Annotated in this window: 19 protein-coding genes; 9 read left to right on the forward strand and 10 right to left on the reverse strand. The window is 68.4% G+C overall.

The window, feature by feature from the left end; genetic code table 11:
• Positions 1 to 22 precede the first annotated feature (22 nt).
• Positions 23 to 1,051, reverse strand: a complete 1,029-nt coding sequence (locus LTH93_RS09220; RefSeq protein WP_241470778.1) for a LacI family DNA-binding transcriptional regulator — start codon at positions 1,049 to 1,051, stop codon at positions 23 to 25.
• Between the two features lie 151 nt (positions 1,052 to 1,202).
• On the opposite strand from LTH93_RS09220, the gene LTH93_RS09225 reads away from it, so the two are divergent.
• Positions 1,203 to 1,631, forward strand: coding sequence for a universal stress protein (locus LTH93_RS09225; protein WP_241465716.1), 429 nt, complete (start codon positions 1,203 to 1,205; stop codon positions 1,629 to 1,631).
• 30 nt (positions 1,632 to 1,661) lie between these two features.
• Positions 1,662 to 2,831: a glycerate kinase gene (locus LTH93_RS09230; protein WP_241470779.1), complete on the forward strand. Its 1,170-nt coding sequence runs from the start codon at positions 1,662 to 1,664 to the stop codon at positions 2,829 to 2,831.
• A gap of 53 nt (positions 2,832 to 2,884) precedes the next feature.
• Here LTH93_RS09230 and LTH93_RS09235 read toward each other — a convergent pair whose 3' ends face one another.
• From LTH93_RS09235 to LTH93_RS09260, 6 genes are all read right to left on the reverse strand, one after another.
• The gene (locus LTH93_RS09235) at positions 2,885 to 3,691 is read right to left on the reverse strand and encodes a SurA N-terminal domain-containing protein (RefSeq protein WP_241470911.1); all 807 of its coding nucleotides are present in this window, start codon (positions 3,689 to 3,691) and stop codon (positions 2,885 to 2,887) included.
• Between the two features lie 127 nt (positions 3,692 to 3,818).
• Positions 3,819 to 4,145, reverse strand: a complete 327-nt coding sequence (locus LTH93_RS09240; protein ID WP_241465713.1) for a DUF202 domain-containing protein — start codon at positions 4,143 to 4,145, stop codon at positions 3,819 to 3,821.
• Complete coding sequence (locus LTH93_RS09245) at positions 4,145 to 4,537, reverse strand: YidH family protein (protein WP_241470780.1); 393 nt, start codon at positions 4,535 to 4,537, stop codon at positions 4,145 to 4,147. Before LTH93_RS09245 ends, LTH93_RS09240 begins: the two co-directional genes overlap by 1 nt.
• Positions 4,538 to 4,595: 58 nt before the next feature.
• Positions 4,596 to 5,030: an SDR family NAD(P)-dependent oxidoreductase gene (locus LTH93_RS09250; RefSeq protein ID WP_255727495.1), complete on the reverse strand. Its 435-nt coding sequence runs from the start codon at positions 5,028 to 5,030 to the stop codon at positions 4,596 to 4,598.
• Complete coding sequence (locus tag LTH93_RS09255) at positions 5,027 to 6,277, reverse strand: pirin family protein (protein WP_241470782.1); 1,251 nt, start codon at positions 6,275 to 6,277, stop codon at positions 5,027 to 5,029. Before LTH93_RS09255 ends, LTH93_RS09250 begins: the two co-directional genes overlap by 4 nt.
• Before the next feature lie 91 nt (positions 6,278 to 6,368).
• Entirely contained in the window at positions 6,369 to 6,503 is a 135-nt protein-coding gene (locus tag LTH93_RS09260) for a hypothetical protein (protein WP_304653871.1), read from the reverse strand.
• Positions 6,504 to 6,541: 38 nt separating this feature from the next.
• On the opposite strand from LTH93_RS09260, the gene LTH93_RS09265 reads away from it, so the two are divergent.
• The 5 genes from LTH93_RS09265 (at position 6,542) to LTH93_RS09285 (ending at position 10,729) form a co-directional block, all read left to right on the forward strand.
• Positions 6,542 to 7,888, forward strand: a complete 1,347-nt coding sequence (locus tag LTH93_RS09265; protein ID WP_241470783.1) for a galactokinase — start codon at positions 6,542 to 6,544, stop codon at positions 7,886 to 7,888.
• A gap of 61 nt (positions 7,889 to 7,949) precedes the next feature.
• Positions 7,950 to 8,609 (forward strand): pyroglutamyl-peptidase I family protein, encoded by a 660-nt coding sequence (locus LTH93_RS09270; protein WP_241470784.1) that lies wholly within the window; start codon positions 7,950 to 7,952, stop codon positions 8,607 to 8,609.
• Positions 8,610 to 8,733: 124 nt separating this feature from the next.
• Entirely contained in the window at positions 8,734 to 8,916 is a 183-nt protein-coding gene (locus tag LTH93_RS09275; RefSeq protein ID WP_241465708.1) for a hypothetical protein, read from the forward strand.
• A gap of 106 nt (positions 8,917 to 9,022) precedes the next feature.
• A complete protein-coding gene (locus LTH93_RS09280; protein WP_241470785.1) occupies positions 9,023 to 9,661 on the forward strand; it encodes a hypothetical protein in 639 nt (212 codons plus the stop codon).
• A gap of 93 nt (positions 9,662 to 9,754) precedes the next feature.
• Positions 9,755 to 10,729, forward strand: a complete 975-nt coding sequence (locus tag LTH93_RS09285) for an SDR family oxidoreductase (protein ID WP_241465705.1) — start codon at positions 9,755 to 9,757, stop codon at positions 10,727 to 10,729.
• Here LTH93_RS09285 and dnaB read toward each other — a convergent pair.
• Both dnaB and LTH93_RS09295 read right to left on the reverse strand, forming a co-directional pair.
• Positions 10,726 to 12,087, reverse strand: coding sequence for a replicative DNA helicase (dnaB, locus tag LTH93_RS09290; protein WP_342357750.1), 1,362 nt, complete (start codon positions 12,085 to 12,087; stop codon positions 10,726 to 10,728). The genes LTH93_RS09285 and dnaB overlap by 4 nt on opposite strands.
• Positions 12,084 to 13,649 (reverse strand): peptide synthetase, encoded by a 1,566-nt coding sequence (locus tag LTH93_RS09295; protein ID WP_241470786.1) that lies wholly within the window; start codon positions 13,647 to 13,649, stop codon positions 12,084 to 12,086. Before LTH93_RS09295 ends, dnaB begins: the two co-directional genes overlap by 4 nt.
• An 84-nt stretch (positions 13,650 to 13,733) precedes the next feature.
• Between LTH93_RS09295 and LTH93_RS09300 the strand changes: the two genes are divergently transcribed.
• Both LTH93_RS09300 and glsA read left to right on the forward strand, forming a co-directional pair.
• A complete protein-coding gene (locus LTH93_RS09300) occupies positions 13,734 to 14,516 on the forward strand; it encodes an alpha/beta fold hydrolase (RefSeq protein WP_241470787.1) in 783 nt (260 codons plus the stop codon).
• Positions 14,517 to 15,196: 680 nt separating this feature from the next.
• A complete protein-coding gene (gene glsA, locus LTH93_RS09305) occupies positions 15,197 to 16,207 on the forward strand; it encodes a glutaminase A (RefSeq protein ID WP_241465702.1) in 1,011 nt (336 codons plus the stop codon).
• 64 nt (positions 16,208 to 16,271) lie between these two features.
• On the opposite strand, the gene LTH93_RS09310 is transcribed toward glsA, so the two are convergent.
• A complete protein-coding gene (locus tag LTH93_RS09310; protein WP_241470788.1) occupies positions 16,272 to 17,393 on the reverse strand; it encodes an LLM class flavin-dependent oxidoreductase in 1,122 nt (373 codons plus the stop codon).
• Positions 17,394 to 17,413: the final 20 nt, after the last annotated feature.

The raw sequence follows: 17,413 nt of genomic DNA on the forward strand, positions 1-17,413 counted from the left end.
AGACCTTCTCAAAATTTTTATCTCAGTCGCGGAAGGCGGTCGAACCGCGTGTGATCAGCTCCGGGGAGATGAAGTTCGGCACGTGGGTCAGCCCGTCGCTGACGTCGAGGAGCAGCTCCAGGGCCGCACGTCCGGCTTCTTCGAAGGGCTGGCGCACCGTGGTCAGCGGCGGCGAGAAGTACCCGGCGGCGTCGACGTCGTCGAACCCGACCACCGAGATGTCCCCCGGCACCGAGAGCCCGCGCTCGGCCAGCGCGCGGATCAGGCCCAGCGCGATGAAGTCGTTGGAGGCGAAGATCGCGTCGGGCAGTCGAGCCTCGCTGAAGAGCTGCTGGGCGGCGTCGTAGCCGGCCTCCGCTGTCCAGCCGGAGGACCGGATCATCCGTGGTGCGCTGAGATCCGCGACGGCGAGCGCCTGCCGCCACCCGACCACGCGACCGCGGGCGTCGAACCAGTCCATGGGTCCGGCGATATGCGCGATCGACTTGTGCCCGCGATCGATCAGGTGCTGGGTGGCGCGGCGCGCGCCGAGTTCCTGGTCGATGCCGGCGACGTTCATGTTCCCGGCGGGCCACAGCCCGGAGGTGACCAGCACCAGCGGGACCCGGGTGGAGAGCTGCTTGGCCGCCTCGGCCAGGGCCGGCACCGGGGTGATCACCACGATCCCCTCGATCCCGTGGCTGAGGAAGAAGTCCAGCGTGGAGTCCACCGTCTCGGCGCGCTGATCGCGGACCACGCTGAGCGCGGTGGCGTAGCCGCGCTGCCGTGCCGCGTTCTCGATGGCCCAGGTCATCCGGGTGGGCCCGAAGTCGGTGTCGCCCTGGCTGACCACGCCGATCAGCCCGGTGCTCTGGGTCTTCAGCGCCCGGGCCTGGCTGTTGCGCCGGTACCCCAGGGCCTGCATGGAACGTTCGATCCGCTCCCGGGTGTCCGGGTGCACCGTCTCCGGGGCGTTGAGCACGCGGGAGACGGTCTGGTGCGAGACACCGGCATGCTTGGCGACGTCGATCATCGAAGGCCGCCTGGCACCTTTGCGCTTCGCCCCGTTCACCCAGCGGCTCCTCTCCCCCTGCTCGAGATGATCCTGCCACATCCGCGCACCGGGTCGACCCGCCCCACGTCCAGTCGACGCTCCCTGCTCGGAACGAGGCTCCAGTACGCTGATCCGTGGTCACGCTCACCATTCGTAGAAGGAGAACATCATGGCAGGTCCGATCGTCGTCGGTGTGGACGGAAGTCCGACAGCCCAGCGCGCTGCCCAGAAGGCCCGCGATCTCGCGCTGAAGCTCGATGTCGCGCTGCACGTCGTGTCCGCACACACCGATGCCACCATCGAGCACGTGAACAGCGGCTCGGACCAGTGGGTGGTCTCGGGCACCGACAACGCGCTCTACATCGCCGAGCAGGTGGTCCGGGGTCTGCGCACTCCGGGGTTGAAGATCAGCGCGGGGTCAGCTCAGGGCAAGCCCGCGGAGGCGCTCATCGACTACGCAGAGAAGGCCGGCGCGCAGCTGATCGTGGTGGGCAATCAGCGCATGCGCGGCGCCCGTCGCGTTCTGGGCAGCGTGGCGAATTCGGTGTCCCACACCGCAGGCTGCGACGTCTACATCGCCAATACGTATGGCGACTGAGAACGGCGGACCAGCACAGATCAGCACGCCATGAGTTCCACCGTGCCTGCCGTGCAGCGCATCGTCTGCGTCCCCGACTCCTTCAAGGGCTCCGTCAGCGCGGCGCAGGCCGCCGCGGCGATGGCCCGCGGAGCACGCCAGGTCTTCGGTGCGGCAGAGATCCTCGAGCTGCCCTTCGCCGACGGCGGCGAGGGCACCTTGGAGGCGCTGCTCGCCGCGTGGGGGCGCGCGCCGGAGACCATGGAGGTCCGTGACGCGCTGGGTCGACCGGCGACCGCGCAGTATGGACGCTCCGCCGACGGACGCACCGGAGTGATCGAGGCGGCCCAGGGCAACGGGCTCCCGCAGGTCTCCGACGTGGCGCTGCAGCCGCTGCGGGCCGACACCTTCGGGGTCGGGCTCATCGCTCGGGAACTGCTGGCCGATCCTGCCTGTACCGAGATCCTGCTCTGCATCGGCGGATCGGCGAGCACCGACGGCGGCACGGGGCTGCTGCGCGCTCTGGGCGCCGAATTCCTCGACGCCGCTGGAGCCCCGGTGGCTCCCGGCGGTGCGGGCCTGGGGAAGATCAGCGCCGTGGACCTCAGCGGGCTGGACACCAGGGCGAGCCAGGTGGGCTGGCGGATCGCCGTGGATGTGGAGAACCCGCTGACCGGCGAGCGCGGGGCCGCGACGGTGTTCGGGCCCCAGAAGGGCGCGACGGCAGCGGAGGTCGGCCTCCTGGACGCCGGTCTGAGCCACCTCGCCCAGGTGCTGGGCGAGATGAGCGGCGCGGAGCCTCAGCGGCTGCGCGAGACCCCTGGCTTCGGCGCCGCCGGCGGAACGCCGGTGTGCCTGGCCGTGCTGCTCGGTGCCGAGGTCCTTCCCGGCGCGCAGATGGTGGCCGAGGCGCTGGACCTGCAGGAGACCCTCGCCCGGGCCGATCTGATCATCACCGGAGAAGGCTCCCTGGACGCACAGTCCCTCGACGGGAAGGTGGTCCAGGCGGTGCGCGGCTATGCCCCGCACGACGCGGCGGTGCTGGTGATCGCCGGCGCAGTCCAGCTCAGCGCGGAGCAGTGCCGCGCCGCGGGGCTGACGGCCGCGTTCTCGATCGCCCCGGGCGCGGCCTCGCTGCAGGATCTGCTGCGCCGAGCACCGGAGCTGATCGAAGACACGGCGGCCCAGGCCTGCGGGCTGCTGAGTCACAGCCTTTCGTGAGACCCCGTCTTCGCTGAGGCGCAGGTGCGCCTGGAGGCGGCGTCCGGCTCAGATCACAGGTGTGTCTGGACGTCTGCCTCGGCGCGGAGATCTTCGACATGGTCCAGGGCTGCCTCATTGCGGGCCTGATCGGTGGCGTCCGCCTCGAGGTCATCGCGCACCTCGTCGAAAGGTGGGATCTCGGCCGCTTCCTCACCCTCGGCGCCTTCAGCACCCTCAGCGCCTTCTGCGCCTTCCTGGGCGGCGACGGCCTCGTCATAGGTCTCGCGGAGCTCCTCCTCTGAGGGCTCCGGGACCTCCAGCTGCGCGAGCACCTGGTTGATCAGGACCTGGCTCTCGGCGTCCTCGGTCAGCTGCTCCTCGTCCATGCCCTGCTCTTCATAGGCCTCGATGAACTCTTCGGAGGAGCCCATGCCTGCGGTCTCGGCGGCGTCGGCGATGAGCGCGTCGATCTCCTCCTCAGAGGCCTCGTAGCCCTCGTCCTCGGCGTCCTGGAGCAGAAGCTCGTTGCCGATCATCGATTCCAGAGTCTGCTCCTTGAGCTGATCCTGGTCCGGCTCCTCGCCGGTCATCTGGGACTCCATCGCCATCTGCTGGAACTGGGACTCATAGAGCACGGTGAAGTCCTCGCCGGTGATCTCTTCGCCGTTGACCTCGGCCACGACCTCCGGAACGTCAGAGGTGTCAGCCTCAGGCAGCTCGGGCTGCTCGCCGTCGGCGCCCTGCTCCGGGCTCTCGGCGCCCGCTTCGGCGCTCTGCTCCTGCGCGCTCGCATCGTCGTTCTCTGCGGCGGGTGCATCACTGCATGCGGCCAGGGCCAGCACGCCGGCCAGGGCGAAACCTGTGGTGATCATCTTCATCGACAAGGCAAGGACCTCCTCATTGGTAGTCGAGCGCGAAACGTAGCACGCGCAGCCCAACGCCGGGACCAGCCTGTACTCAGCTGGAGTTCAGGCCGACGATGAAGGTCCAGGTCAGGCGTCCGGCTCAGGCCAGCACCGCGAGGAGGCCCAGGATGCCGAGCACCACAACGGCCAGCGTCGTGACCAGCACCGCCGGCACGTCCGCCTCCACCCGCTCCGCCGCGATGCCCCGGGACTGCCGCGAATACCGCCGCCGCTGGGTGAGGTAGATGGCGCCGGCGACGACGGCGCAGCTCAGCGTCAACCCCACGGTCCAGAACCCGTAGTGCGGCAGCCAGCGCAGGAAGACCGCTCCGACCAGCGCGAAGAGCATCATCGTCCGGCCCCAGGAGAGCACCGTGCGCTCGGGCTGCAGGCCCGGATCCGCGTGCATCGGCGCCGCCGGGGACATCAGTCCAGCACCACCAGCACGATGACCACAGCCATGGCGACCCCGGAGGCGAAGCTCAGCAGCGGGATGATCAGCGGCATCGGCAGCGGATGCCCCAGACGCATGCTGCGCTCCACGTTGAGCCAGCGCATCGCCGCGCCCACGCTGATCAGCAGTCCCACGCTGATCGTCAGCACCGAGACCACGGTGCGGTAGGGATCGGCGAATACATCGGCGGCGAAGGCCTCCACAGCCACGCCTCCGGCGAGGAACGCCAGGGCGGTGCGGATCCAGGCCAGGAAGGTGCGTTCGTTGGCGAGGGTGAAGCGTGGGTCTGGCTCCTGGCCGTGTGCCAGCAGGCGAGAACTCAGTCGTCCCCGTGGTTGATCCTCGCTCAAGGGGTCTTGGCTCACTGAGCCTCCTGCTCGCTGGTCCTGGTGCTGCATCACTGCGTCGGCGAGCCCAAGTCTTTCACAGCGGCGAGAGCCCCGACCGCGCTGTCTGGTTCAGACGCCGGCCTTCACGGACCCCTCCACCACGAGGTGATTCATCTTCTTGGCGATCATCGCGATCCCCCTTCTCGGGGCGGGCCTTGAGCCCGCGCAGGAAGGCCTTGACCATGTGCAGAGTGCCCCAGAAGTTCACGTCCATGACGCGTTCGATGACCTCGAGGTCGAGGTCCTCCACGGGGACGGAGGGCTGGATGATCCCGGCCACGTTGATCAGCCCGTCCACGGGCCCATGGGCCTGAGTGATGAGTCCGGGAAGCTCGTCCACAGCCTCGCGGTCGACGATGTTCACCATGTGCGTGCTGAGCCGCTTCCCGGCCTGGGCCTCTCGGGCGCGTCTGCGCCGCCAGCAGATGGTGCTCGATAGACCCTGTCGCGCCTGAGCCTGCCGGTTCAGCCGCGCGGCTTCATCCGCGTGCTGGGCAGCTCCGGGGCCGGCAGCGGCGCAGCCTGACCGGGTGGAAAGTCCCCGAACTGCGGGAACATCCGGCCGTCGTCGTAGTGGGCCTCGGCCAGCGCATCGCGGAGCCTCCCGTGCACCGGGTTCCCCAGCGCCCCGGCGGGAACCGGGATCTGGTGCTCCGAACCATCGGCCCGGGCCGCCCGTTCAGTGGTGCCGCCCTCCGTGGCGCCGCCTGTGTCGTCACCTGCGTCGCCCCCTGTGTCGTCACCGTCGGGAGCGTGTTCAGCCGCACCCACCTGGTCGCGCAGCGGTGAACCCTCCGCCGGTGGCTCGAAGCCCATCTCGGCCTGGTAGGCGCTGCGGAAGGCCGCGATCTCCTCGTGGCTGCGCCCGACGAAGTTCCACCACATCACGATCTGCTCGCCCAGGGGTTCTCCGCCGATGAGCAGGGCCAGGACCGGCTCGTCCAGGGCCTCCACCCGCAGCGTGGTGCTCCCGACCTCGGTCACCGCCAGATGATCCTCCCCCACCAGGGCGCCGTTGAGCCGGACCGCGCCAGAGATCCGCAGCAGTCCGTGCTCGTGGGCCGCGGGAACCTCGATCTGAAGCACCGTGCCGGGCTCGAGCCGCAGCTGGGCCCCGGTCAGCGGGATATAGGTCTTCACCGGCGAGCGCCGGCCCAGCAGCTCACCGAGGAACACCTGAGCCTCCCAGCCCGGCCCTTGGACCGGCTCCGGGCGATGGGTCTCCAGCGACGGCTCCACGAATCGATGCGCATCGGGGAAGGCGTACCAGAGCTGGGCGCCGTGCAGGACTGCGGTGTCCGCAGAGGAGTACTCCGAATGGCTGATCCCGCTGCCGGCGTTCATCAGCGCCACTTCGCCGGGGCGCACGGTGGCCCAGTTTCCGGCGGAGTCCATGTGGTCGATCCGGCCTTCGAAGAGCCAGGAGAGGGTGGCCAGCCCGGTGTGCGGATGCCGCGGCACCCGCATGGGCGTGGCCTCGGTGAGATCGTCGGGGCCGTAGAAGTCAAGGAAGCACCAGGCCCCGACGAGTGAGCGGGCTCGCTGCGGCAGGGTGCGGCGCACGGTCATCGCCCGCGGTCCGCCCAGCGGGACCGTGCGCGGCTCGAGCATCTCGACTCCGTCCTGGGCGCGGGTCACACCGTCACGCAGACCCTCGAAGGTGTAGGGCCCGTTGATGCAGACCTGTTCCTGGGGCTCGCGCTCGGTGGTGCTCATCGCCGTCTCCTCATCCTGATGACCGGGTTCGAAGTCGAGTATTTCAATATTGAATCAATAAGCCCAGAGTTTCCGCTCCAGGCGCAGGGCGTCAGTCGTCGGTGACGGTGACCTCGACCTTGGTGTTGCCGCGGGCGGCCTTGGAACAGGGGCAGAAGGCGTGGGCCTTCTCCGCGATCGCCTCCGGCTGCCGCGGCGAATCCGCGGCACCGCCGGTCATCCCCATGGAACACCAAGCCACTGTTACTGGCACAATGGAACACCGTGCGAACTACCGATGCCGTCTGGCTTGCTCCTGGCGAGCCACAAGAGATCCAATCTGACCTGGTCAGCCGCTTCCAGCAGGAGTATGGCCGGGCAGCTTCTGGTACCTGGTTCGCCCCGGGCCGAGCCAATCTCAACGGCGAGCACATCGATTTCCACGCCGGCCGCTGCCTGCCGATGGCCCTGGCCCACGGCACCTACGTCGCCGCGGCTCCGCGCACCGACGGCCAGCTTCGGCTGCGCACGCTGGACGCCTCACTCGACGACGGGATCACCACGGTGACCCCGGACCAGATCGGACCCGCCGCGGCCGCCTCCGGACGGGATGCTTCAGGGCATTGGAGCCACTACGTCTCCGGGGTGCTCTGGGCGCTGCGCGAACTGGGCAGGTCCCAGCCGGCATTTGCGGTCGATGCGGACTTCGGCGCCGATCTGCTGGTGGTGTCCACGCTGCCCATCGGCGGAGGGCTCTCCTCCTCGGCTGCCCTTGAATGTGCCTCGATCCTCGCGTTCCTCGCTCTGGGCACTCCGTTCGGCCAGGACAATCCTCTGCAGGATCTCAACGCCGCGCTGACCCGGGAGAACCGCAAGGACCTGGCCGCCGCCTGCGTGCGGGCCGAGGTGGAGGTCGTCGGCGCCGGCACCGGAGGCCTCGATCAGACCGCTGCGATGCGCGCCCGCCCGGGCAAGGTGCTCTCGCTGGACTGCCGGGACTTCAGCGTCACCCCGCTGGACATCGGCTGCATCCTGCGCGGCTACCGACTGATCGCGGTGGACACCGGAGAGGCGCATCGGCTTGCCGACGGCCAGTTCGGGGATCGTCGGGCAGACGCCGAGGCCGCGACGCGCCTGCTGGGTCTCGACCGGCTCCGTGATGCGCTGCCCGAGCAGCCGCGCAAGGCCGATGTCTCCCACGTGCTCGAGGAGTTCGATCGGCTCGCGGAACAGCTGGAGACCCTCGACGGTCGCAGCGTCGAGGCCTGCCGGCGTCGGCTTCACCATGCCCTGACCGAGATGGTGCGATCCGAGAAGCTGCATCACCTGCTCTCGGGGGAGGCCTACGGCGTGCGTCACATCGCCTCCACGGTCGGAGACATCCTCACTGCCGGACATATGAGCATGCGCGACGACGCGGAGGTCTCCTTCGACATCGCCGACCTCGTGGTGGAGACCGCGCTGGCCCAGGGCGCCGAAGGCGCCCGGCTGATCGGCGGTGGCTTCGGCGGCTCGGTGCTGGTGCTGATCACCCCCGCGGCGATCCCCAAGCTCACCGCGGCGCTGGAGCGCATCAGCCGCCGCATCCGGCTGCTCGACGTCGCACCCTCCGCCGCCGCCCAGGCGCTGTGACCTCGCCCCAGACCGCCCGCAGCACCGGAATCGCCGGTCGCGCCGCTGATCCGTGCGCCCGATGAACTCCACGCGCACGGTGCTGCTGACCGGTTTCGAGCCCTTCGCCGGGATGGACCACAACCCCTCCTGGGACGTGGTCGCCGAGCTCTCCGAGGCCGCTGGGCGAGGCGCTCTGCGGGCCCAGGAGGTCCACGGCGACGTCACGGTGCGCACGGCGCTGCTGCCGGTGGAGTTCCACGTCAGCGCCGAGCTCCTGCTCGAACAGATGGCCGTCGCCGCACCGGACCTGGTGATCTCCGTGGGCCTGGCAGCCGGCACGGAGGCGGTGCGGCTGGAGCGGGTCGGCCTGAATCTGCGCGACGCCCGGATACCGGATAACGCCGGGCATCAGCCCACCGAGGAGCCCGTCGTGCCGGGCGGGCCTCCGGCCTTGTTCGCCACCCTGCGGCTCAAGGCCGCCCACGCCGCGATCAGCGGCGCAGGAATCCCCGTGGCGCTCTCGCTCAGCGCGGGCAGCTTCGTGTGCAACAGCCTGCTCTATACGCTGCTGCACGCGGCCCCGGCATCCGTGCCCGCCGGCTTCGTCCATGTCCCGGATCTGTCCCGCGCGGGATCTCCGGTGAGCCGCGCGCAGGCCGCGCGAGCCGTGGACCTGCTCATCACCGAGTCGCTGCACCAGGGACCCGATCTCCAGGTGCACGCCGGCCTGCTGCACTGAGCTCCGGCGCTGCCCGGCCAGGGTTTACCTCCTGCCCAGCTCATTTTCAGAGATACTTCCTAGACTCCAGGTCAGGACGCATTTCCCATCCACCCGGTACGGCTCTGCCAAGCGAGGTGCACGAATGTCATCTCATCCCGCACGTCCCACTCACCGGGAGCTGGATCACCCGGCCCCCGAACCCGCATCCGCGCGCGCCCCTGAACTCGGACGGTCCAATTCCGACGCCACCGTAGCGATCACCTTGGGCGTCGGCATCGGGGTGATCGTCTTTCTCCTGGTCCTGCCCTACCTCGGCGGCATCTGACCCAGCGCCGGGCAGCCGCTGTGAATCCCCGAGGATCCCGGTGGATTCACCTCGCCGCTTCGGAGAGTCCCCTGGTCGCGCCTGACTGCCGGTACGCTGACAGGCTGTGAGCACCAGCAAGAAGTCCGCGGCCAAGAAGCCTGTCGGCAGATCCTCGGTTCCGACCAGGAAGAAGAGCGCGACGACGGCGCGACGACCCTCCTCTCCCGCTCCCCGGGCCGGCAAAGGATCACGGGCCGGCACAGCCTCGCGAAACGGTGTGAGCTCGCGCAGTGCGGGCTCGCGCGGCGGGTCATCCCGTGCTCCGTCTCGGCCCTCGGGGAAGTCCGGCTCCCGCAGCACCCGACCCAACGGCAGCCCGAGGCCCAACCGCGGCCCCCGGTCAACCGGCAGGACCCGGTCCGCGTCCGCACAGCGGAAGCAGCCCAGCGCCCTGCGGCGCATCGCCGGGGACTGGGGCCGGTATCTCTGGGCAGTGGTCGTCACCGTGGTCATCGCCGCGCTGCTCTTCGAGTTCACCATGATCTGGACCATCGGGGTGGGCTTCTACATGCTGGCCCTGGGTGAGTTCACCGGCCTCTGGATGTTGGTGGGCGGCTACGCGATGGCCTGCACCCCGGCCGCCTTCGGACTGCTCATCGCCACCGGCCAGTTCTGGAAGTCCCTAACCCATTCACTGTGGATCGGACTGCTCTACGGCACGCTGGGATTCACCTTCATCGACGTCATCCTCGGCTCCTTCTGAATCCTCGTCCGAGTCAGCAGAACCCTCGGCGGAGAATCTCGGGAATCCCTGAGACCCTGAAAGTCACCAGATCACTTCTCCGGGAGGCCCGTCATGTCCGCACGATCCACATCGGCTGCTGCATCCCCACGGTTCGACCTCTCCGGGCGGGTCGCGCTGGTCACCGGGGCCACTCGTGGCGCCGGACGCGCAATCGCTCGTGAGCTCGCCGGCGCCGGGGCCGTTCTCTACTGCACCGGCCGCTCGTCCCCAGAGGCGCCGTCTGACTACGGCCGTTCCGAGACCGTGGAGGAGACTGCGCGGCTGATCTCCGACGCCGGCGGGACGGCGCATCCGGTGATCGTGGATCACCTCGAGATCGAGGCGGTCCGCGCCCTGATCGCGCGGATCGACGAGAATCACGGGCGTCTGGACATCCTGGTCAATGACATCGGCGGGGAAGCCTATGTGGAGTTCGGCAAGGCGCTGTGGGACTACGACCTCGCGGCGGGGAAGAAGCTCTTCGACACCGGATTCACCACTCATCTGAACACCAGCCACAGCGCCCTGCCGCTGCTCATCCGCAATCCCGGCGGCCTGGTGGTGGAGGTCACCGACGGGACCCGCCGCTACAACGCCTCCCACTTCCGGGAGAACGCCTTCCTCGACCTGACCAAGACCGCAGTGGATCGACTGGCTTTCGCCCAGGGCCATGAGCTGGCGCCCCATGGCGGGACGGCCGTCTCGGTCTCCCCCGGCTGGCTGCGTTCAGAGATGATGCTCGACGGTTTCGGGGTGACCGAGCAGACCTGGCGCGCCGCCGCAGAGGCCAACCGCGGGAAGACCGAGGTGGTGCCGCCGTATGAGTTCGTCATCTCTGAGACCCCGGCGATGCTCGCCCGCGGCATCACGGCCCTGGCCGCAGACCCGGCGCGGGCCGGGTGGAACACCAGGTCGACCAGTTCCTTCGAGCTGGCTCAGCACTATGAGCTGACCGACGTCGATGGGTCCCGGCCAGACGCCTGGAGCTTCATCACGGAGATGGAGACCACCGACGCCGCACAGCTCGAGGCCTCGCAGTACCGCTAGAAGTCGCGGGCCATGTCCTGGAAGCGGGCATAGTGGCCCTGGAACGCCACCGTGATGTCCCGGGTGGGACCGTTACGGTTCTTCGCCACGATGATGTCGGCCTCGCCGGCGCGCTCGGTCTCCTTGTCATAGACCTCAGGGCGGTGCAGCAGCATGACCATGTCCGCATCCTGCTCGATCGAACCGGATTCACGCAGATCGGAGACCTGCGGCTTCTTGTCCGGACGGGACTCGGACCCGCGGTTCAGCTGGGAGAGGGCGATGATCGGGACATCAAGCTCCTTGGCGAGCAGCTTCAAGGTACGGGAGAACTCGCTGACCTCCTGCTGGCGCGACTCGACACGTTTGCCCGAGGAGAGCAGCTGCAGATAGTCCAGCACCACGAGCTTGAGGTTGTGACGCTGCTTGAGCCGGCGGCACTTGGCCCGGATCTCCATCAGCGACATGTTCGGGGAGTCATCGATGAACAGCGGCACGTCATTGAGCCGGTCCACCGCCTCGGACATCTTCTCCCAGTCCTCATCACGGATATTGCCCTTGCGCAGGTCGGAGAACAGGATCCGGGACTCTGCGGAGAGCAGACGCATCGCGATCTCGTTGCGCCCCATCTCCAGGGAGAAGAAGGCTGCGGTCATCTTGTTGTTCACCGCGGCGGCGCGGGCGAAGTCCAGCGCCAGGGTGGACTTACCCATGGCCGGACGAGCGGCGATGATGATCATCTGTCCGCCGTGGAAGCCATGGGTCAGGTCATCGAGTTCGCGGAACCCGGTGGGGATGCCGGTGAGTCCCCCGTCGTGGGCGGAGTTGGTCTCGATCTCGTCGATCGTGGGGCCCAGGATCTCGGAGAGTGAGACATAGTCCTCGCTCTGCCGGTTCTCCGCCACGTTGTAGATCTCAGACTGCGCCTGGTTGACGATGCCCTCGACCTCACCGTCGGCGGTGTGTCCGAGCTGGACGATCTTGGTGCCGGCGTCGACGAGTCGGCGCAGGATGGCGCGCTCGCGCACGATCTCCGCGTAGAAGCCGGCGTTCGCCGCGGTGGGCACCGACTGGGCCAGGTTGTGCAGGTACGCCGGGCCGCCGATGCGCTGAAGTTCGCCGCGCTTGGTCAGGTGATCCGAGATGGTGACCACGTCGGCGGGCTCGCCGCGGCCGTAGAGATCGATGATCGCGTCGTAGATCAGCTCATGCGCGGGTCGGTAGAAGTCCGAGCCGCGCAGAACCTCCACGACGTCGGCGATGGCGTCCTTGGAGAGCATCATGCCGCCGAGCACTGACTGCTCCGCCACCATGTCCTGCGGGGGCGTGCGGGAGTCCACCCCCGCGGGGGATCCGGTGTTGTAGAGCTCGGTAGTCACCCCTCCACGATACTCGGTGCACGCAGTCCTTCGACCACCGCATCCAGCCAGGTGCGCATCGTCTCGCGAGCCTGTGGAGTATCGGGATAGCGGCAGCGCAGATGCAGTCCTGTCTCGTTGACCACGAACCAGATCATCACCCCGTCGGTCTGGACCACCGCGGAGACGTGCTGAGCATTGAGCGCCTCGTCCACATTGATCGGCAGTCGGCGATGATCCAGCCAGCTCATCGCGAACATCCCCGGCTCGGCGGGCATCCCGCCGTAGGGCCGCATGATCGGTGCCATCGGATGCGAGCCCAGCCGGATCGCCTCCTTGACCGCCTGATAGCTGCCGCGCAGGCTGTCGTCTTCGTTCTCCAGGACCGCATTGGTGATGAACCAGCCCACCGAGTCGAACCAGCGCGGCTCATCGCGGCTGTGCACCGGGAAGACCGTGCGCAGCGGCTGGTCGCCCAGCTCGCGGAAGATCCGGGTCATCACCGAGACCGCGACGGCGATCAGCCTGACCCCCTCTTCCCTGGCATGGGCCTCGAGCTTGTTGAGCTCCGCGGAGTCCAGCACGTCGCGGACCTCGACCTTCTCACTCACCGGCAGCGAGATATCCCCCAGCGGCAGCGGGAAGGTCGGCATCACTCCACCTCCGGCCTCCAGGATTTCTCGCCACCGGGTGACGATCTCCTCTGGGGGAAACGGCTTGGCCTCCATCGCCATGGTGTGCGCCGCGAAGGACTCCGGCACCGGGAGCTCATGTGCCGCGGGACGGCCGGCCCGCAGGTTGTTCAGAACGGCGTTGAAGTCCCGCACCAGCACCAGCAGGGACCAGGCGTCGACGTGGGCGTGGTCGGAGCCGATGACGATCTGTGGTGACCCGGCGGTGTCCCGCACAGCCGCGGATTCTCCGTCGTCGATCACGCAGAGCCGGTGCGACGGCGTGCCGAATGGATCGCAGACGGCGTCGAAATGAGCGCGCAGGGCGGCCTTGACCTCCGCCGCGTTGAGCTGGTCGCTCGGCGCGGCCAGGTGTGCGGTCTTCAGCGCCGCACCGCGATCCACGCTGAAGCTGATCGGGCGGCGCGGCCGCTCGGGAGCAGAGAGCTGCTCCCAGGTGCCGGGCAGCATCGCGACCTCGCGCAGCAGCAGGTCACTGACCGGTCCGCCGGAATCTCCGCCAGGCCCGGTGTTGGAGTGATGCGTGTCACTGCGGCGCGGGGAATGCTCGGGCCGCCAGTCGAAGACCGTGCGCAGCGTCCCGTGGCGCTGGATCACCACCTGCCAGGCGGCGGCGATCTCGTCCAGGGAAGCCGGACCGTCGAGCTGGAAGGACACCGCCATCCAGGATCCGGGTCTGGACCCGAAGCTGACATGGCGGTTCTGGTCGAACGACACCGGGAGCCCGCCGGGGGGATCGGCGGCCGGCACCCCGGCACCCGGGAGTCCCGCCCCGAAGCCGACGTCGGAGGTCCGCCTCGCCGCATCGTCGACGGCGAGCTGGGCCACCACCGAGTAGCTGGACAGACGTCCGGGCCTGGCGTGCATCTGTGCCACATTGGTCAAGCGCATACGGCGTAGTGTAGATGGCGTTCAGTTCGCCTGGATGTTTCCAGCGCAACTTGTTGTTCACCTGAGACTCAGGAGTCGAAGACCGTGGGGCTTTTCCAGACAGCCGGGGCGAAGCTCGCCTATGAGATCTCCGGCGACGGTCCGATCTTCGTCCAGCTGCACGGGCTGACCTCTTGTGCCTCGCGCGAACAGCGCGCCGGTCTGGACATGACGCTCAGCCTCGAAGACTGCCGAGTCCTTCGCTACGACGCGCGGGGACACGGCTCCTCCACCGGGCGCGCCGTGCCTGAGGACTATGTCTGGCCGCGGCTCGCCGATGACCTGCTCGAGCTGCTCGATGAGCTCGCCCCCGAACAGAAGGTGCACGCCGCGGGACCCTCGATGGGCGCCGCGACGCTGCTCTATGCCGCGCTGCGCGATCCCGACCGTTTTGCCACGCTGACCCTGATGGTGCCCCCCACCGCGTGGGCCACCCGTGCCGGGCAGGCGGCGACCTACCAGAAGTCGGCCGAACTGGTGGAGGATCACGGGATCGGGGCCTTCGTGCGGGTGGGCCGACAGGTGCTTCCGCCGCCCGCCCTGGCGGACCGGCAGAAGGAGCGCGTCCCGGCAGTCAGCCAGGAGCTGCTGCCCTCGATCTTTCGCGGGGCCGGGGTCAGCGATCTTCCCGGTGCTGAGCAGATCGGCGAGCTCTCGGTTCCCACGCTGCTCCTGGCCTGGGTGGATGACTACGCACACCCGGTCTCCACCGCTGAGAAGCTGCACCAGCTGATCCCGAACTCGCAGCTGCAGATCGCCGAGACCCCGGAGGAGCTGGGTACCTGGCCGCGCCGGGTGTCACGGTTCATCGCCGCCCACCCCTTGTGAGGCCCAGGCCTGTGGCGGAGATCGGATCGCCGGGGGACGCAGCAGGATCACGAGCCATGAGCGCGTGATCCCCTTCCCTTGGCCGGTCTCCCGGCGACCCGATGTGCCTTCAGATCCTGCCGCTCGGCCTCCTGCAGCGGAGCGCAGAGGTGCGGGGACCAGGATCTCCTCGGATTCTCCGAGGCCTCGGACACGTCGACCACGGGACGGCCGGCGAAACGCTTCCCGGCCCCGTGTCTCCGCTCCCGCCGCTGACTGCGGCGCCGCGTGAATGCGCGCTGGGCGGGGCCCAGCCAATATTCACGTCCGAGGGACTTTCCACACTTTAGGTCCCGAGCCCGGCAGGGGCAATAGAGCGAAATGCTGCTGCCTGTGGAGTAAATGTGGACTATGCGGCGTGTCTTGTGCACAACATGTGCAGGAAGCTGTGGATAACAGTTGGATAACCCGTAGATATCTCCACTGAGGTGCAGTTTTGTAGCAACTCACCTGTGCACGCAGGAATAGAGATACCAGTTTTTCCACCATTCCGTCGCCTTGCCGTAACCCCGTCGTTAGGTGTATGGCCCCTCCGTCGCCCTGTTTTCCACAAGTTGTCCACACCCTGGTGAGAACCCGTCCAGCAGATCCCCAGCTCCCAGCGGGTAGCGTGGGGAGACCAACCCCCGAGGAGCCACCCGGTGCAAGAATCGATCAACACGTACCTCCGCGAGGTCCTCAAGGAGTCCAGTGCGGATGTCAGCGGCAAGCTTGCCGCCTATATCCCCCGGCTGCGCGACGCCGATGAGAACCTGCAGGCGCTGGCCCTGGCGACCGCAGACGGCCAGGAATGCTCCGCCGGCGACGACGAGCACCTGTTCACCATCCAGTCGATCTCCAAACCCTTCGTCTATGCCCTCGCGCTGGATGACATCGGCCTGGACCGGGTACGCGAGATGGTCGGCATGGAGCCCTCCGGGGAGGCCTTCAACGAGCTCTCCCTCGAAGGCGGCACCGGGCGCCCGCTGAATCCGATGATCAACGCCGGGGCCATCGCGACGCACCACCTGGTGGACCACACCAGCCATGAGGAGCATCCCGGTGGCCGGGACAGCGCGTCGCGCACCTCAGAGGTGCGCAGCCGGACCACCCGGATCCTCGACGGCATGTCGGCCTTCGCCGGACGCGCACTCGAGATCGACTGGGACGCGGCGGAGGAGGAGTACTCCACGGCGTACCGCAACATGGCGATCGCCCACATGCTGAAGTCCCACGGCTCGCTGGACACCGAGCCCGATGAAGCCGTCCGCGGATACATCGACCAGTGCTCGATCCTGGTCAACGTCAAGGACATCGCCCGGATGGCCGCCACGCTGGCGAACAACGGAATCAACCCGGAGAACGGTCAGCGCGTGGTCTCGGCCGAATCTGCCCGCACCACCTTGGGGATCATGGCGACCTGCGGCATGTACGACGCTTCGGGACGCTGGCTGACCCAGATCGGCATTCCGGCGAAGTCAGGGATCTCCGGCGGCATCATCGGGGTGCTCCCCGGCCAGGTCGGGATCGCCTCCTTCGCGCCGCGGCTCAATGACGAGGGCAGCAGCGTCCAGGGCGTGGCGATGTTCCAGCACCTCTCCAACGAGCTCTCGCTGCATCTGATGAGCAATGAGCGGATCAACGTCATCGAGGAACTGGAACGCCGCAGCTGAGCTGAGCTGAATCTTCAGGCTCAGCCGCCGCCGGCCACCCCGAGTCCTCGGGCTCGGCCCAGGGTCAGGCGGCGGCCCCTCTGCCGCCTCCTGGGACGGGGTCTCGGCCTTCAGCGCGCCGTCGGGCCAGCACCGCGTGCGTAGGCGCCTCAGGGGTGCTCTGCGGGGCGCGGGCGGCCACCTCTCGTCGCAGGACCGGGACGACCTCCTCCCCCAGCAGGTCGATCTGCTCCAGCACGGTCTTCAGCGGCAGACCGGCGTGGTCGATGAGGAAGAGCTGACGCTGATAGTCCCCGGCGTAGTCGCGGAAGCTCAGCGTGCGCTCGATGACCTGGTCGGGGGTGCCCACGGTCAGCGGGGTCTGCGCGCTGAAGTCCTCCAGCGAGGAACCGCCGCCGTAGACCGGCGCCCGGTCGAAGTAGGGCCGGAACTCGCGGATCGCATCCTGGGAGTTCCGGCGCATGAAGACCTGACCGCCGAGTCCCACGATGGCCTGCTCGGCGGGCCCGTGGCCGTAGTGCGCGTAGCGGGAGCGGTAGAGGTCGATCATCCGCCCGGTGTGCTCCTTGTTCCAGAAGATGTTGTTGTGGAAGAAGCCGTCCCCGTAGTACGCCGCCTGCTCCGCGATCTCCGGGGATCGGATGGACCCGTGCCAGACGAAGGGCGGGATGTCGTCGAGGGGACGCGGCGTGGAGGTGAATCCCTGCAGCGGAGTGCGGAAGCGCCCGGAGAAGTCGACCTCGGTCTCACGCCAGAGCCGGTGCAGCAGCGCGTAGTTCTCCACCGCCAGCGGGATCCCTGCGCGGATGTCCTTGCCGAACCAGGGGTAGACCGGGCCGGTGTTCCCACGTCCCAGGGTCAGGTCGACCCGCCCCTGGGCAAGATGCTGGGCAAAGGCGTAGTCCTCGGCGATGCGCACCGGATCGGTGGTGGTGATCAGCGTGGTCGCCGTGGAGAGCTGGATCCGGTGCGTCTGCGCCGCCAGGTAGGCCATGAGGATCGGCGGGTTGGCCGGCGCCACGAAGGGCGGGTTGTGGTGCTGGCCGACCGCGAAGACGTCGAGTCCGACCTCTTCGGCGCGTCTGGCGATGGCCACCAGCGAGTTGATGCGCTCGTGCTCGGTGGGGACCCGACCGGTGGTCGGATCCGGTGTCATGTCGCCGATGCTGAATACGCCGAACTGCATGGCCGCTCCCTGCGCCGTCC

The organism is Nesterenkonia sp. DZ6 (assembly GCF_022565835.1).
Classification (GTDB): Bacteria; Actinomycetota; Actinomycetes; order Actinomycetales; family Micrococcaceae; genus Nesterenkonia.

Excerpts from the sequence above, each read along its gene's own strand:
- LTH93_RS09270 (WP_241470784.1), top strand. The coding sequence starts at position 7,950 with ATGAACTCCACGCGCACGGTGCTGCTGACCGGTTTCGAGCCCTTCGCC.
- LTH93_RS09310 (WP_241470788.1), bottom strand. The coding sequence starts at position 17,393 with ATGCAGTTCGGCGTATTCAGCATCGGCGACATGACACCGGATCCGACC.
- LTH93_RS09260 (WP_304653871.1), bottom strand. The coding sequence starts at position 6,503 with ATGGGGATGACCGGCGGTGCCGCGGATTCGCCGCGGCAGCCGGAGGCG.
- LTH93_RS09235 (WP_241470911.1), bottom strand. The coding sequence starts at position 3,691 with ATGAAGATGATCACCACAGGTTTCGCCCTGGCCGGCGTGCTGGCCCTG.
- LTH93_RS09275 (WP_241465708.1), top strand. The coding sequence starts at position 8,734 with ATGTCATCTCATCCCGCACGTCCCACTCACCGGGAGCTGGATCACCCG.
- LTH93_RS09240 (WP_241465713.1), bottom strand. The coding sequence starts at position 4,145 with ATGTCCCCGGCGGCGCCGATGCACGCGGATCCGGGCCTGCAGCCCGAG.
- LTH93_RS09255 (WP_241470782.1), bottom strand. The coding sequence starts at position 6,277 with ATGAGCACCACCGAGCGCGAGCCCCAGGAACAGGTCTGCATCAACGGG.
- LTH93_RS09295 (WP_241470786.1), bottom strand. The coding sequence starts at position 13,649 with ATGCGCTTGACCAATGTGGCACAGATGCACGCCAGGCCCGGACGTCTG.
- LTH93_RS09230 (WP_241470779.1), top strand. The coding sequence starts at position 1,662 with ATGAGTTCCACCGTGCCTGCCGTGCAGCGCATCGTCTGCGTCCCCGAC.
- LTH93_RS09225 (WP_241465716.1), top strand. The coding sequence starts at position 1,203 with ATGGCAGGTCCGATCGTCGTCGGTGTGGACGGAAGTCCGACAGCCCAG.
- LTH93_RS09285 (WP_241465705.1), top strand. The coding sequence starts at position 9,755 with ATGTCCGCACGATCCACATCGGCTGCTGCATCCCCACGGTTCGACCTC.